Consider the following 14,249-nt stretch of genomic DNA (forward strand, 5'->3'; position numbering starts at 1 on the left):
CCTGCCTGCTGCATGCCGTTGGCCTGAGCGTGCTGATGGTGGTGTATCAGCAGATGCAATTGCCGCTGTACCTCAGCATTCCGGCTTACCTGCTCTTGGCGCTGTGGCCATGGCTGGGCCCCTGGAAGCTGCCGGATGAGCCGCCCAGCGCCAGCCAGCAGCCACCGGCCTTCAACGAACTCAGCCAGAACCTCTCGCGCAGCACGTGCCATAACGCCTTGGCCGCCGCGCAAGTGGCCTTTGGGGTGCAGCGCATGGCGGACAAGCTGCAGTCGCAACTGCAAGCCGTCGAGCAGGTCAGCGTTGGCGCCCAGGCCATGACCACCACCGAAGAAGCCAGCGCCCAGCGCGCCGAACAAACCCTCAACGCCGCCCATGCCGTGCGCGAGCGCAGCGACGAAGGTCAGCAGGCCCTGCAGCAGGCCATCGAGCGCATGCAGCAGTTGAGTGTGCAGGCCGCCGACAGCCGCGAGCTGATGGATGGCCTGAGCAGCCGCACCGAACAGATTCAGCAAGTCACCCAGGTGATTCAGTCCATCGCCAGCCAGACCAATCTGCTGGCCCTCAATGCGGCCATCGAAGCCGCCCGTGCCGGCGATCAGGGCCGTGGCTTTGCCGTGGTGGCGGACGAAGTGCGCAAGCTTGCCGGCCGCACCGCCGAGGCCACCGAAGAAGTGGCGCAGATCGTCACCGATATCCGCGAGCAGAGCAGCGCGGTGGTCAGCCATATTCAGCAGCAGGCGAGCGAACTGGACCAGGCGGCCGCGCAGGTCGAAGCCAGCGGCGGCCATTTGCTCGGCATCACGGAACTGGCCAGCGACGTGGAAAGCCAGGTGGCCTTTATCACCCGCGGCACCGAGAGCAACCATCAGCAACTGTCATCGCTGTTTGTGGCTCTGGAACAACTGCGCAGCGATGTACACGGCAGCGAAGCGCAAACCCGCGAATTGGCGCAGGCAGCGCAGCGTCTGGTGGGGCAGGCCGAAAGCGTCAGCGAGCAGTTGGCCGAAGTGGGGCTGGATGACTACCACCAGCGTATCTACGACCTGGCCCGTGAAGGGGCAGCGGCTATTGGCGCGCAGTTCGAGGCGGATATTCAGGCCGGACGCGTAAGCGTCGGCGACCTGTTCGACCGTCAGTATCAACCCATCGCCAACAGCTACCCGGCCAAATACCGCACCCGTTTCGATGCATATGCCGATCAGGTTTTACCGACGATTCAGGAACCGCTTCTAGCGCGTCACGAAGGCCTGGTGTTTGCCATCGCCAGCACCCCGGAAGGGTACGTGCCCACCCACAACCGCGCCTTCAGCCATGGGCAAACGGGCGACCGCGCGGTGGACACCGTGAAGAGCCGCAGCAAACGCCTGTTCAACGACCCCACCGGCATCCGTTGCGGCAGCCACCAGCAGGCGCTGCTGTTGCAGACCTACAGCCGCGATACGGGTGAGTTGATGCATGACCTGTCGGTGCCGATTACGGTGCAGGGCAGGCATTGGGGTGGGTTGCGGTTGGGGTATCGGCCGCAGGTGTGACGGCGCCGGCGATTCAGGCGAGACCGCTGGTGCGCGGAGCACACCCTACGTTACCTCGATAGCAGGTGCAGCTTCGCGAGACACCAATCCGCTCTCGTAGGCTGTGCTTCGCGCACCAGGCGATTTGCGCACAAACGCTACCTCAGTGCCGGGCCACTTCGCGCAACCGCTGCAAATCCACAATCTCGATCTCCCCATAGGTCAGGTGCACGATACCCTGGGCTTGCAGGTCGTTGAGGATCTGGTTGGTGGTCTGCCGGGAAATGGCCAGCATCAGCGCCAACTGCTCCTGAGCCAGGTGCAGCACCCGACGCGGGTCGCCCTCGCCATAGTTATCGGCAATCATCAGCAGCCGTTGCGCCAGGCGCGGTGCGGCGGGCAGCAGGCTGATCTGCTCCAGGGCGATAAACGCCAAACGCAGCTTCTGGCTCATTAGCAGGGCAAAGTCGCGCCAATACGCCGGCTCGCGCTGCAACAACGCGGTGAGCGCCGGTTGCGGCACATGCAGCAGCACGGTCGGGCCTTCGGCAAAGGCATCGTGGGTACGCGGCTGGCCATCGAACAGGGAAATTTCGCCGAACCAGTAGGGCGGCTCTACCAAGGTCAGCAGCGCCTCTTTGCCGTTCACGCTTACCGCACCAACGCGCATCGCCCCTTCCACCACGGCGTAGAGGCCGCACGGTTGGTCGCCACGATTGAACAGCCGCTCCCCGCCTTGCAGACGGCGCAACGCGGCACTGCGCAACAGCTCGTCTTGCAACGCCGGCGGCAGGTGGCTGAACCACTGGCCGGTGCGCAGCAAAAGTAAGTACGGCAAAGAGTGATCCATGGCTGTTTCCGGGACGCTGGAAGGTTTGTCAGCTACCTGACAGAGTTGCAGCTTACCCAACCTGCATGATTCATCCAGCCCGAATAGAGGCAACCTCCGAGGACATAAGATGAAAACCCTGACAGACCACCTTGCTCAGTACGCCACGTACCACCGTGACCGGCGCAATATTTTCACCCACTTCATTGGCGTGCCGATGATTGCCTTTGCCGTTACCGCGTTGCTCTCGCGGCCCGGTTTCAGCGCGCTAGGCCTGTGGCTCTCGCCTGCCACGTTGTGCGCGTTGGCCTCGGCGGTGTTTTACCTGCGCCTGGAACTGCGCCTTGGGCTGCTCATGAGCGCGTTGCTTGGCTTGAGTCTGTGGGGCGGCGCGAACCTGGCGGCGCAGAGCACCCTGGTTTGGCTCAGCGGTGGGGTTGGCTTGTTTGTGGTGGGCTGGATCATTCAGTTTATCGGCCATTACTACGAAGGCCGTAAGCCGGCGTTTGTCGATGACCTCTCCGGTCTGATCGTCGGCCCGCTGTTTGTGGTGGCCGAGTTGCTGTTCCTGGTCGGTGTACGAGATGACCTGCGCGAGGCCATCGAAGAACGCGCAGGCCCGACGCACATTCGCGGTAAGAACGCGCTGGTCTGAGCTCCAGTTACCGATAAGGCGAAAAAAGGCCCCGTATCTTTCGATAAGGGGCGTTTTTTATTGGCTTAGCCTTGATCGGGTTTTCACTTCGCGCGATTTGAGTGCACCTTTTACTGAGTACTAATAACTCAGACCCACAAAGCTGGACGTCAAGCTATTTACCGTCACTGTGCTCAACGCAATGTTGGTTTCAGTGACGGTAAGTGCGTTGAATGCCGTACTTAATGAGCTGTTGGTTAACGTCATAAGCCCTGGATTTTCAAGTTCCAAAGGCGCTTCTTCCTGTAACTCATCCAGGAACCGATAGAGTTCGTCTTGGCCTTCCTGCCCAGGTTTGAACAACGCCCTGAAATCTTGCGCGAATTCCTGGAAGTTTTCCGGCGGGTCCATGTCCCCTAGTGACCAATCGCGAAAAATATCTCTTGGCGCAAGATCCCAATCGTCCAGTTGGTCGGGCGGTGCGTTGGCCGAGTTGAGACCATAGCCCTCAAGAATATCGTTATAATTCGACCTAAACATTTCCTCGAAACGTGTGCGCATCAACATTCTTTGCAGAAGCAGCTCGGCCTGATTGGACTGCAGAATTTCGAACTTCATATTGATTAACGCGTTAGAAAGAGCGCCGATGGCACCGACGTTGCCCGAGTTGTATAGCGATATACCGGATAGGGTGGGGCTGGCTACATAGAAGTGCTGCCCCAGAGCGGGTTGGCCGGCGATGTCGTAAGACGGTCCGGACCCGGACTGTGTCCAGTTGTTAAAGTCGAGCCCATCTTCGCCATTGTCGTTTAGCGGGAACACCTGTCGCTCAATATTGGAAATTGTGTGTTTCGTGCCAACATTAATTTTTATCAGGTTATACAGATAGGAGTAGTAAGCAGTGTTGATATCGTTGGTTAGAGCCGCAACCAAGACGGCAGCACTTCCCTGTTGGCCAAGATAGCGCCACTTGTCATTGGACGTTTGATTGGTTGGGAAATAGACTGCGCTGTTGTTAGCCATTCCCTTGAAGTTAGCTTGAAAGAATTCCAGCTTCTTAGAGACAGGGTTGTTATAGCGGAAAATATCGCCATAGTTAGCGGCAGCCCCCCACTCCGGAAAGTGGTTGCTAATTCGCTCTACTATTTTTGCCACCTGAGCCTTGCTGCCCAGACTGGTTACGTATGTCCAGTTATCGTTCGACGTTTTGTTGATGGGCAGCCAACGTGCGGTGCCGGCAGGATTACCGTCGAATTTGGATATAAATACATCTACGCTGTTGTTGTAAGGGTTTTCATAGACTTGCACTGAGCCTTTTTTATTGCTTGGGTTATCCCAGAAGGCTGTTTTTATTTGAGATAGTTTTCTGACTTCATCATAGATATCAGGTGCGTGTTGGCTGTAGGCTTCCAACAACGATGTGCCCGAGCGCAAGGCCGTAATAAAACTCTGCATGCGGGTGGGGAGTTGGTTGTATAGGCTGCTATTGCTGTAAATCTGGTTAAAAAACTGCGTGGCTTTTTCCTGCGAGGTGTATGCGTCTTCCAGACGGCTACTGTGCCGGTCTTCAGTAGGTAGTGAGGTGCCTTTATTAACGGTTTTTATTCTATCCAACAATGGCAATTCTTCGGTAAAGCCGTACATTAATGCGAAGAAGTTCTGCGCAAGTTGTTGTGCTGTTTTATAGTTTTGCGGTTCGATCATTTCACTCCGCATGCCACCGATACTGATTGACCATTTTCCCCTTGAGGCCTCTTTTCCTTTCAAATAATCGTAGGGGTAGGTGTCAAGCTCTCTACCTTCACCCCAGGCGTTGGAATAGTCGTTAGGCCCCATCATGGTTAGGCTGTACAGGTGATCAATGCCTGATCGGCGTAGTCGATTGTCGCCCGTCCACTGCCAATTCTGAAATGCTGGCGTGAAGGTGTTGACGCGTCCTCCGCAGACCATGCTGAGGATGCCGTCATTAGCCTGCCGCGGCGCCGTCAGGCATTGGCCGGAAAAGGCGTTCTTCAGTTGGATGGTTTTGTCTTCATTTTTAATAACAAACCAATCTAGTGAGCGGCCTCCTGAGCCGCAGTCTCTTGTTTTTACGGTGTGTTGCAGATCTATCTTGCCTTCCAGTACACGAGATTCTGCAGGCGCCAAACAGGATTTTTTGGCTTGGTTAATAACACGGCTTATCTGAGTGATGGTGTTAGGTTGCGGATAGGCGAAGATCTGGTTGACTAACTTGGTCGTCAATTCTTTTGGGTTTTGGCTGGCGGATAGGTACGAACGCATCAACCTGTTGAACTTGAAACCCACAACCTTGGATTGAGTATCAGCCAGGGTTTCTCTGTTGACGCGTTTAATGAGTGTTTGATCAATACCTTTCGCCAGATCGTTTAAAAAGGTTTTGGGTAGTGGTTGCGGAACAAATTTGTAATATCTTGTTGTTTTTGACGTGTTTACCGATGGTGAGGTATTGGCGTTGTTCCACGTGTCAGTAAAGTCTTCCTCGACTTGACTGAAGTCGTAATCGCTGCTGTCAGCAGGACGAATAAATGAGTACACAGACTGGGCGTCCCGAAGCCTCATTGTGTCGCTATAAGAATTGGTAAAGCCCCATTTTCCGGAGGTGCTGGGCGCATAGGCCTTGGTCCAGTAGTTGATGTGGATCGACTTCATTATCGTGGGGTTCATTTGAAAATATAAACGTGCGATATGTTGCAGGTTTGCGTTGTATTGACTAACCAAAAAGTCGTCAACTTTTTGAACAAATGCATCTAGTACAAACCCCACCATGAAGTCGCGATCGGTTTCACTGGTCAGGTCATTCGGGAGGTCGGTAGCAATGTCCAATGGGATGGTTGTTTTCACCTGTTTGAAGTACTCGACAAAGCTTGGCGTGTCTTCCTTATGCCATTTTGCCAATCGAGCAGCTAACAGCTGGTATTGATAGGCTAGCGGTTTGTTCAACTGTTCAATGAGTTGCAGATTTTTTTTGTTCCAGTCTTCCCACTCCTGTTGGTAAGTGGCAAAGATCGTTTTGTTGGCTGCGTACGTATTCAAATGTTGTTGAGCGATAGAGCCTTGGTCGGTCGGACTATAGCCATCACTGACCGAACAACCCCCCGAACCGTTGTCGTACTGTCCCTCAGGACAATTAACCGACGCTAATAAATCTCCGGAAGAAAACGGGAGAAGCGAGAGGGCACATAGTCCAAACCAACCATTAGTTCCATTTTTGTGTTTTACACGATTTGACGTTTTCATCTCTAAATTCCTTCCCACTAGATGTCGGCGCATACGGAAAAAATCGCAGAGTGCAGACAAATTAGGGAGGTGTTCACTTGTTAATTCCAGAGGTCTTGTCCTCAAGATTAGGTCGAAAACTCCTATATATATGTTGGAAACATGTGCGTGACGCACTAGCGCTGTCGCTGTGTAATAAATCTCGCGCTTGCCGTTCATTGAGCGGAAAAAACTACTATGTTTGGTTTAAGTTCACTTTTCGCCGCATTAATCAACCGGTTCCCCTACCAACTATTTGTGTTTGCAGTTAGCGGGAAGGATATAGCGTTTGGATTTATGGCTTTACCAGATGGTTCAGCTAAAGAGTGAGACAGACGCTAGTCTCTTTTTTTCGCTCAAGGACCTGAGCATGTTGGTACGTACCTTCAAGAGGGTATTCGTCGCCATGACCGGTATTTTCTGCTACTGGTCGGCTTCGATAATCTGATGGAATTCGGAACTAACTTCGCGTTCGCTCAGCACGTGTAGTCGATGGATACCGTCGACAGCGTTTTAAATCACCGCGCGATTTCCCATCCGTCTCTGAATTACGCGGCCTATAGCCTGATCATTAGTGTGGAACTCGCCGTGGGCGCGTTGTGTATGGCGGGCGCCGGTTGGTTGTGGCGGCGGCGTCACGAGCCTGCAGTTACTTTAACCAAGCCAAGCAGCTAACCATTGCCAGTTTGGCCACGTCGTTTCGCTGCGGTTTTTCGGTTTTGTGGTGGTGGGCGGCGAGTGGTTTCAGATGTGGCGCTCGCCTACCTGGAACGGCCAACAGGCAGCGCTCCAGTTTGTTGGTTGCGTGCGGCTGGTGCTGATACTTCTGAGTCAGAAGGATGAATGGCTGGCTTAGGGCGGATATCCGCTCGCTGATATCCGCCGTTGCGAGCAAGCAGAGCGGGATCTCAGTTTGCGCTCATCAACTGATCACTCATCGCCCGCGCATGGCGGTCGACGATGGTCGGCGCGAATGGCCGGCCCGACAGGCTGGTCATCGCCGTGACGCCGCTGTTCATATCGGCCAGCGCCACCCGCAGATAACCCCAGCGGGTATCCAGTTTCTTCTTCACGGCCGCGTCCTGCTCGGCGAGCGTATTCATTTGCTGATCGATTTCCGGTACCAGCAAACGTTCGTCCTGGCCGATGTACTGGTCGGCGTGTTCGCGCGCCAGTTCCAGGCTGCCGACGTAAGAGCGGAACAGGTACTGCACTGACAGGTATTCGACTTTCACCGGTAGCTCGTCCTCCGGCGCGGCCTTGCCCAGGCTATGGGCGCTGATCAGGAAGTCGCGTAGCGCTTTGCTTAATTCCTTCTGGTAACCCCATGGCACATCCTCCTCGTTGGGGCCGAAGGAAACACCGCGCTTTATCTGGGTAACAAGGTTCTGCTGGGCGGCCCGCAGTTGGTCGCTAACCTGTGGGCTGCTTTGCACGGCCGCCGCCAAGGCCGCGAGGTCGCTGTCGACCCGTTCGGCATAGCTGGCCTGGAAGCCTTCGCCGCGGTACAGCAACAGGCTGCCCACTGCGCGGCAGGCCTGCACCTGCATTTGTTCCTGTGGTGTCTGGGCCTGAACGGCCGCTGCCGAGAAACTTGCCAGCGCGGCTAAAAGACAGCCGAGCGAAAGTTGAAGCATGGACGTAAAACGCATACCGGGATGCTCCTTATTATTTTTGTGAGCAGTGCGGACTGTAGTTCCCCGCGCGTAGCGTACTGCACTGGAACGTTTAGGAAATTAGTCCCAAAGAGTGATTTATTCAGGCGTCTGTGACCGGGTGGTCGTTTTCCTGGCAGCTATGACACTTAAAGTGCCGTAACACCGTCGCATGCCTTGGCTGGCGTGGATTTAGAGGGGTAAAAGCTCGAATGCAGACAAGCCGCGCGAAACTGAGCGAAGTCAGTTTCGCGCGGCCTGCAGAGGCCTGGTTTTCAGGCATGGTGTCGGTATGGCAACAAGGTCCATTGCCTGTGCATCGTGGCGTTTGCTCAGGTATCAGTCATTCCACTGAGCTTCGCTGGTGTCGATCAGCGGATCTTTTTCAGTCAGCACAATCTGGGCAATCTGATCTTTGCGCATGAAGGCCACCCGTGGATGCCCTTTTGCGTAGTGGATAAAACGGTCTACAGCGGCAACCACCGCCGGCGTACCGCCGATGCGGTCATGCAGGCTGACGGACATCATTCGCCGACGAGTCGCCCCCTCGGCGTAGAGGCGATCGAACTCAAGTGTGAGCTGTTCGTAGAATTGGTCGGCGGAAAAGTGCCGGCCCTCAATCAGTACGATGTCGTTGTTACGAAGCGTATACGGCACCACGGCGAACTTCTTGCCGCGCACCAGGGTGACAAAAGGCTCGTCGCGGCTGAGATCGTCTATGTGGTAAGTGAAGTTCAGGTCTTGCAACACCTTTAAGGTGTTGGGACTGCGGCGCATCCAGTTGGCGTTGAAGCCCACGGCGCGTTGGCCGGTTACTTTCTCCACTGCATCCACGCCGTCGCCGATAAAGGCTTTTTCCTCGTCGTACGGTAGGTTGTATGAACTGGCCCAACGCATGCCATGGGCAGCTATCTCGTGACCACCCTCGGCAATGGCCTTGACCATCTCGGGATGCTTTTGCGCAACTTCGCCCACGATGTGTGAGGTCACTTTTATCTGGTTTTCATCCCACAACTTGAGCATGCGCTGCACGCCTTCCTTGTAGCCGTAGGCAAACCACGAGGTTGCCGGCAAGTCTGGAAAGCCCTTGTCCACCGGGCTCGCAGAGAACGGACTTTCGGCGCCCTCTGGTTGACCGCCGGCCTCCACCTGCATGGAAAAGGAGATGACCAATTGGGACCCGTCGGGCCAGGTGGAGGGTTCAGCCATCGCCATTGCTGGCAGCAGTAGGGTGGTGGCAAGAAGTCTGCGGTAAAAAGGCTTGCGAGTCATAGGCGTCGCTCCAGAGTTGAAGTGGAGTGATCTTCGCAGCGGGCTTGGGGTGGAAAAACCACCGGGCAGGACTATGACCTTCAATAGTGAGTTGAAGGTGGCCGGCGACGCCGTAGGCGCTTTCTCGCACGCAAAAAAAACCGCTCAACCAGAGGCGGAGCGGTCGGGAAGTAACGTTGACTGAGGAGCTACCGCCATCAACGTCAGGAGAACTGCACCACGCGCAGAAGCAGGCGCGCGTGGGAGAAAATCAGCTGTCTTGCGCGTTCTGCTCGGCGGCCTTCTGTGCAGCCACTGCTTCGGCCTGCGCCTGTTGCTGCTGTTGGGCGATTGCCGCGTTGCGCGCAACAAAGGCAGGCGACTCTTCAGCCTGACTGGCTTGGGCGAAAAACAGCGAACTGGCGGCGAACAGGGCAGTAAAAATCAAGGTGCGTTGCATGGTGTGATCCTCATACGGGCTCATCAATGGAAACGACGGCCAGTGTAAAGAGGAAGAAAACACAGAAAAATCGCCATTTTGGAGATGAGCTGTTACCTGGAATGCAACAGTCGCGGCTCAAGGCGCCCAGTGTGCGGGATTGTCCAAAATGGCTTCATCTTGGGCGAACAGCGGCGGCAGCTCGGCCTTGAGAAATTCGACCCAGGTTTTGATTTTGGCATCGAGAAAACGTCTCGAGGGGTACAGCGCATAGATGTTGCGTTCACGCAGCCGGTACTGCGGCAACAGACGCACCAGGCTGCCGTCGAGCAAGGAGGGGCAGGCCACGAACGAAGGCAGTAGGCAAAACCCCATGCCGGCCTGCGCGGCCTTGGCCAGCGATTCGGCGATGTTTACCTGAAAGGCTTCGGTGGGCAGTACTTCGTAGCTGCCGTTGGCATCGTCCAGCAACCAGTTATCCACATACAGCGGGTCCAGCAGGCGCAGGTAACGGTGCTGGCGCAAATCCGCCGGCCCCCGTGGTGTGCCGTGTTTTTCCAGATAGCTCGGTGCGGCGCAGAGCACGCTGAACATGGGGCCGAGGTTTTGCGCCACCAGTTGGGAGTCCGGCAGTTCGCGGGCAAAGGCGATGATGACGTCGTGGCCGTCTTCGATGGGGTCGGGGTTGCGCTGCGACAGGGTCAGGTCGACCACCACCTGTGGATAACGCTCGGTGTATTTGGCCACCAGTTGAGTGAGGTGTTGCAGGCCCAGGCCGGTCATGGTGTGCACCCGCAGCCGCCCGATGGGGATCAGATGGGCGCCGCGGGCTTCGGCCGCCGCTTCGTCCACTTCGCTGAGAATTTGCCGGCAGCGCTGCAGGTAACGCTCGCCGGTTTCGGTCAGCGCCAGGCGCCGGGTGGTGCGGTGCAGCAGGCGGGCCTGCAGCTGTTGCTCAAGCTCCGACACCAGCCGCGATACCTGCGCCGTGGACAGGCCCAGCGCCTGCGCGGCCGCCGTAAAGCTGCCGGCGTCGATGACCCGGGCGAACACGCGCATGCTTTGTAAGGTGTCCATTGCATCTCCCAACTATTGCGCCCGGCGTAATGCTGCTTCACCAAACCCGCTGATTATCTGGCTCTGGCGGCAAAATATACTGCCTGCCATGAGCTGTCACCGCTCGGCTTCGCCGTTGCCGGTTCTTTGTTGTTCAACCCCAGTATTTTTCGAGGTGCGCATGACTGCGGAGCAGCGCTTTGCTCGCCGCGTGCGGGTCGCCATTGCGGCCTTCGTGCTGTTGTTTGGTTACTTTCTGGCGGCCGACCTGTGGATGCCCATTACCCCGCAGGCGCAGCTAACGCGGCCGGTGCTGCGCATTGCGCCGCGCGTCAGTGGCCAGGTGCTGGAGATTGCCGTGGCCAACAACGCCCATGTGCAGGCCGGCCAATTGTTGTTCCGCCTCGACCCCGAGCCGTTCCGCCTGGCCGTGCACGCCGCCGAACTGGCGCAGGAGAAGGCCGAGCAAAACAACCGTCAGCTGGACGCCTCTTTGGCGGCTGCCCGAGCCGATCACCAGGCTGCCCAGGCCACCGCCAGCGAGTTGCAACGTGAAGGCGAGCGGCTGGGCAAGCTGTTGGCGACCCAGCACGTGTCCCGTCAACTGTATGAGCAAACCACGTCGCAAACCGCCGCGGCAGTCGCCAAGGTCAGCGCTGCCAATGCCCGTATCCGCGAGCTGTTGGTGGAGCGCGGCGAAGCAGGCAGTGAGAATTTGGCGTTGCGTTCGGCCCGCAACGCCCTGGAGCAGGCCAAGCTGCAACTGGCCTATAGCGAAGTGCGCGCCGAGCGTAGTGGCACCCTAAGCAATCTGCAGTTATCCACAGGCGCCTATGTGGCAGCCGGCGGTGCGGTGGCGGCGTTGGTCGCCGACGAGGCGGATATCAGCGCCGACTTCCGCGAAAAAGCCCTGCGCTACGTAAGCCTGCAAGACCCTGCCTCGGTGGTGTTTGACGGCCTGCCGGGCCAGGTATTTGCTGCCACTGTCAGCGCCATCGACGCCGGGGTAAAGGAAGGCCAATTGGAAGCCAATGGCGACCTCGCCGCCCCGGCCACCTCCGACCGCTGGGTGCGGGATGCTCAGCGCCAGCGCCTGCATGTGGCGCTCGATGCGCCATTGCCGCAAGCCTTGCCCAGCGGCGCTAAGGCCACGGTGCAGCTGTACCCGCATGAAGCGCCGTTGGCGGCGTTTTTCGGCCGGGTGCAGATCCGCCTGATCAGCCTGTTGCATTACATCTACTAGGCCATCGCCATGAGCCTGCCCGCCCTCACCGACAACGGCCTGCGCCAATGCCTGCGTATTGCCACGGGCGGTACGCTGGGGCTGTTTATCTGCAAATTGATGGACTGGGACAACGGCTCGTTTTTCGCCGTGTACCCGATGTTGCTGCTGGGCCTGACACCGGTGATCAACGCCCATGTAATTCGACAGTTTCTGGCCCAGGCGTTTCTAGCGTGCCTGGAAGTGCTGCTGATTTACGGCCTGTTTGGCGATCGACCGTTGTTGATCGTGCCACTGGTGTTCGCCTCCTTCTTCTGGCGCTTTCGGCTGATGGCGCAGGGGCCGCTGTTTATGTTCGGCGCGCTGGGCTGCGTGTTTTTATCGATGCTGCTGCACTTTGCCAGCTACCCCGACACCCACCTCTACGACCTGGTGACCAGCAACATGGTGGCCGCCGTGCAGACGGTGTTGATCGCCTGGCTGATGTTCTTTTTGTTCCCCGACGCCGAACCGCGCCCGGCTCGGGCGCCGGCGGCAAAGGACCTGCCCAGCCAACGGCATGAAGCGCTGTTGGGAGCGTGCATCGCCACGCTGTCGTTCATGCTGTTCCAGACCTTCGATTTACGCGATTCGCTGTCGGCGCAAATCGCCTCGATTCTGGTGCTGTTCCCCATGCACTGGACCGGCATCCGCTTCGCCGGGCGTATTCGTGCGTTGGGTACGTTGCTGGGCTGCGCGGTGGGGTTGGTGCTGCAGTTGGTGCTGTTCGACCACTACGACGTGCTGCCGCTGGTGACGCTGCTGTATTGGATCGCCACGTTTTACTGCGCGCGCATCCACACCCGGGAAGGGGCGCAAGGGGTGGGCTTTGGCGCGTTGACGACTATTGCCATCGTCTTTGGCCAGTACCTGACGCCGAGCCAGGACATGATGTTCAGCCTGGCGTATCGGTTGAGCTCGGTGTGCGCGTCGGTGTTTATCACCTTGCTCGCGGTGTTTGCCTTGCACCGCTTTTTCAACCGCTTTGCCTCGATTCGGCATATGAGTCATGAGCGGTGAGTCAGGGTACAAACACCGGTCATCCCAGCGCAGGCTGGAATCCAGAATGGTGTGACGAACACCGTCTATTCCGGAACTCTGGATCCCAGCCTGCGCTGGGATGACGGTGGTGAGGGGGGAGATTGATCTACCCTATCAACTCCCGTCGCGAAACTTGCCCCACACCTGATCTTTTACCGCCGCAGTTTTTTCCGGCAGCACTTCCAGGGCCGCCAGGCGTCGCTTGGTGGCGCGGTCGGGGTACAGGCCAGGCTGGTCGCGCAGGGCCGGGTCGAGGAATTCGCGGGCGTCGGCGTTGCCGCTCGGGTACAGGGTTTCGGTGGTGATCTGCGCCGCCACTTTGGGCTGCATCAGGTAGTCGATAAAGCGGTGGGCCAGGTCGGCACGGCGGGCGCTGCTGGGGATCACCAGGTTGTCGATAAACAGCACCGAGCCTTCATCGGGCACCACAAAGTGCACGTTCTGCCCGGCGGCGCTGGCGCCCAAGGCGTCGCCCACCCAGGCCAGCGACATGCACAACTTGCCCGTCTTCAGGTCGTCGATATAGCGCTCGCTGTCCACGTAGCGCACGTTGTGGCGCACGGCATCGAGCATGCTGCCGCCCTGTTTGATCTGGGTCGGCGGGCTGTGGGCCAGGCTGCGGCCCATGTAGTTCATGGCCACTGACATCACTTCATCCGGCGCATCCAGCACGCTGATACCGCAGGTGGCCAGCTTCGCGCTTTGCGCCGGGTCGAACAGCAGGCTCCAGCTGTTGGGCAACGGCCCGCCGAAGGCTTTCTCGGCCTGCGGCACGTTGATGGCCAGGCCCACCGCGCCCCACAGATACGGGATGGCGTAGCGGTTCTGCGGGTCTACGGCGTTGAGCTTGCTGAGCAGCTGTTTGTCCAGGTGCGTGCGGTTGGGCAGGCGGGTCATGTCCAACGGCTGCAGGCGCCCGGCTTTGATCAGCGCTGGCAGGGTGTCATGGGACGGCACGGCCACATCAATGGACTCGCCGCTGGCCAGGGCTTTTTCCAGGTCTTCGGCGGTGCTGTAGGTGTGGTAGTCGACGTGGATGCCGGTTTCTTTTTCGAAGTCGGCCAGCACCTGGGGTGCGATGTAGTCGTTCCAGTTGTAGACCACCAGCTCTTCGGCCTGGGCCGTGGTGGACGCAACGAGAAGGGATGAGCCAGCAAACAGCAGCGCAGCTAACAGGCGGGGCATGACGACTTCCTTAGGTGTCGGTTCACAGCATGAGCCGCAGCAATGGCTGCGGCGAATGGAGTTATCGCTCAAATCCTTTACAACTGAGCGAGCCGCGACATGTCTGGT

Annotated in this window: 12 protein-coding genes and 1 pseudogene; 6 read left to right on the plus strand and 7 right to left on the minus strand. The window is 57.9% G+C overall.

Annotation, left to right across the window (positions count from 1 at the left end; translation table 11 throughout):
• The first annotated feature begins 317 nt into the window (after positions 1–317).
• Positions 318–1,535 (plus strand): methyl-accepting chemotaxis protein, encoded by a 1,218-nt coding sequence (locus PKE98_RS02130; RefSeq protein ID WP_373877803.1) that lies wholly within the window; start codon positions 318–320, stop codon positions 1,533–1,535.
• A 142-nt stretch (positions 1,536–1,677) separates the two neighbouring features.
• Here PKE98_RS02130 and PKE98_RS02135 read toward each other — a convergent pair whose 3' ends face one another.
• Positions 1,678–2,364 carry a Crp/Fnr family transcriptional regulator gene (locus PKE98_RS02135; RefSeq protein ID WP_271193620.1) on the minus strand — a complete coding sequence of 229 codons (687 nt, stop codon included), beginning with the start codon at positions 2,362–2,364 and terminating at the stop codon, positions 1,678–1,680.
• 109 nt (positions 2,365–2,473) lie between these two features.
• Here PKE98_RS02135 and PKE98_RS02140 point away from each other — a divergent pair, with 109 nt between their 5' ends.
• Positions 2,474–2,998 carry an Mpo1 family 2-hydroxy fatty acid dioxygenase gene (locus PKE98_RS02140; RefSeq protein WP_271193621.1) on the plus strand — a complete coding sequence of 175 codons (525 nt, stop codon included), beginning with the start codon at positions 2,474–2,476 and terminating at the stop codon, positions 2,996–2,998.
• Between the two features lie 120 nt (positions 2,999–3,118).
• Here the strand turns inward: PKE98_RS02140 and PKE98_RS02145 are convergent, their stop codons facing one another.
• Entirely contained in the window at positions 3,119–6,235 is a 3,117-nt protein-coding gene (locus PKE98_RS02145; RefSeq protein WP_271193622.1) for a hypothetical protein, read from the minus strand.
• Positions 6,236–6,745: 510 nt separating this feature from the next.
• On the opposite strand from PKE98_RS02145, the gene PKE98_RS02150 reads away from it, so the two are divergent.
• Both PKE98_RS02150 and PKE98_RS26985 read left to right on the plus strand, forming a co-directional pair.
• Entirely contained in the window at positions 6,746–6,928 is a 183-nt protein-coding gene (locus PKE98_RS02150) for a DUF2165 family protein (RefSeq protein ID WP_271193623.1), read from the plus strand.
• Positions 6,929–6,941: 13 nt separating this feature from the next.
• Positions 6,942–7,109, plus strand: a pseudogene (locus tag PKE98_RS26985) (DUF2165 family protein); the annotation flags it as partial.
• A 52-nt stretch (positions 7,110–7,161) separates the two neighbouring features.
• Here the strand turns inward: PKE98_RS26985 and PKE98_RS02155 are convergent.
• The 4 genes from PKE98_RS02155 to PKE98_RS02170 form a co-directional block, all read right to left on the minus strand.
• On the minus strand, positions 7,162–7,905 hold the full coding sequence (locus PKE98_RS02155) for a hypothetical protein (RefSeq protein WP_271193624.1): 744 nt from the start codon (positions 7,903–7,905) through the stop codon (positions 7,162–7,164).
• A 342-nt stretch (positions 7,906–8,247) separates the two neighbouring features.
• Entirely contained in the window at positions 8,248–9,180 is a 933-nt protein-coding gene (locus PKE98_RS02160) for a polysaccharide deacetylase family protein (RefSeq protein ID WP_271193625.1), read from the minus strand.
• 250 nt (positions 9,181–9,430) lie between these two features.
• On the minus strand, positions 9,431–9,619 hold the full coding sequence (locus PKE98_RS02165) for a hypothetical protein (RefSeq protein WP_271193626.1): 189 nt from the start codon (positions 9,617–9,619) through the stop codon (positions 9,431–9,433).
• A 117-nt stretch (positions 9,620–9,736) separates the two neighbouring features.
• Entirely contained in the window at positions 9,737–10,675 is a 939-nt protein-coding gene (locus PKE98_RS02170; protein WP_271193627.1) for a LysR family transcriptional regulator, read from the minus strand.
• Between the two features lie 160 nt (positions 10,676–10,835).
• On the opposite strand from PKE98_RS02170, the gene PKE98_RS02175 reads away from it, so the two are divergent.
• Together PKE98_RS02175 and PKE98_RS02180 are read left to right on the plus strand one after the other, a co-directional pair.
• Positions 10,836–11,897 (plus strand): HlyD family secretion protein, encoded by a 1,062-nt coding sequence (locus PKE98_RS02175; RefSeq protein WP_271193628.1) that lies wholly within the window; start codon positions 10,836–10,838, stop codon positions 11,895–11,897.
• Between the two features lie 9 nt (positions 11,898–11,906).
• Complete coding sequence (locus PKE98_RS02180; protein ID WP_271193629.1) at positions 11,907–12,935, plus strand: DUF2955 domain-containing protein; 1,029 nt, start codon at positions 11,907–11,909, stop codon at positions 12,933–12,935.
• A 135-nt stretch (positions 12,936–13,070) separates the two neighbouring features.
• Here PKE98_RS02180 and PKE98_RS02185 read toward each other — a convergent pair whose 3' ends face one another.
• Positions 13,071–14,141 carry a polyamine ABC transporter substrate-binding protein gene (locus PKE98_RS02185; protein WP_271193630.1) on the minus strand — a complete coding sequence of 357 codons (1,071 nt, stop codon included), beginning with the start codon at positions 14,139–14,141 and terminating at the stop codon, positions 13,071–13,073.
• Between the last annotated feature and the right edge of the window lie 108 nt (positions 14,142–14,249).

The sequence above is a fragment of the Pseudomonas turukhanskensis genome, from assembly GCF_027922365.1.
Classification (GTDB): Bacteria; Pseudomonadota; Gammaproteobacteria; order Pseudomonadales; family Pseudomonadaceae; genus Aquipseudomonas; species Aquipseudomonas turukhanskensis.

Excerpts from the sequence above, each read along its gene's own strand:
- PKE98_RS02175 (WP_271193628.1), top strand. The coding sequence starts at position 10,836 with ATGACTGCGGAGCAGCGCTTTGCTCGCCGCGTGCGGGTCGCCATTGCG.
- PKE98_RS02160 (WP_271193625.1), bottom strand. The coding sequence starts at position 9,180 with ATGACTCGCAAGCCTTTTTACCGCAGACTTCTTGCCACCACCCTACTG.
- PKE98_RS02165 (WP_271193626.1), bottom strand. The coding sequence starts at position 9,619 with ATGCAACGCACCTTGATTTTTACTGCCCTGTTCGCCGCCAGTTCGCTG.
- PKE98_RS02170 (WP_271193627.1), bottom strand. The coding sequence starts at position 10,675 with ATGGACACCTTACAAAGCATGCGCGTGTTCGCCCGGGTCATCGACGCC.
- PKE98_RS02180 (WP_271193629.1), top strand. The coding sequence starts at position 11,907 with ATGAGCCTGCCCGCCCTCACCGACAACGGCCTGCGCCAATGCCTGCGT.
- PKE98_RS02185 (WP_271193630.1), bottom strand. The coding sequence starts at position 14,141 with ATGCCCCGCCTGTTAGCTGCGCTGCTGTTTGCTGGCTCATCCCTTCTC.
- PKE98_RS02130 (WP_373877803.1), top strand. The coding sequence starts at position 318 with ATGACCACCACCGAAGAAGCCAGCGCCCAGCGCGCCGAACAAACCCTC.
- PKE98_RS02135 (WP_271193620.1), bottom strand. The coding sequence starts at position 2,364 with ATGGATCACTCTTTGCCGTACTTACTTTTGCTGCGCACCGGCCAGTGG.
- PKE98_RS02155 (WP_271193624.1), bottom strand. The coding sequence starts at position 7,905 with ATGCGTTTTACGTCCATGCTTCAACTTTCGCTCGGCTGTCTTTTAGCC.
- PKE98_RS02150 (WP_271193623.1), top strand. The coding sequence starts at position 6,746 with ATGGATACCGTCGACAGCGTTTTAAATCACCGCGCGATTTCCCATCCG.
- PKE98_RS02145 (WP_271193622.1), bottom strand. The coding sequence starts at position 6,235 with ATGAAAACGTCAAATCGTGTAAAACACAAAAATGGAACTAATGGTTGG.
- PKE98_RS02140 (WP_271193621.1), top strand. The coding sequence starts at position 2,474 with ATGAAAACCCTGACAGACCACCTTGCTCAGTACGCCACGTACCACCGT.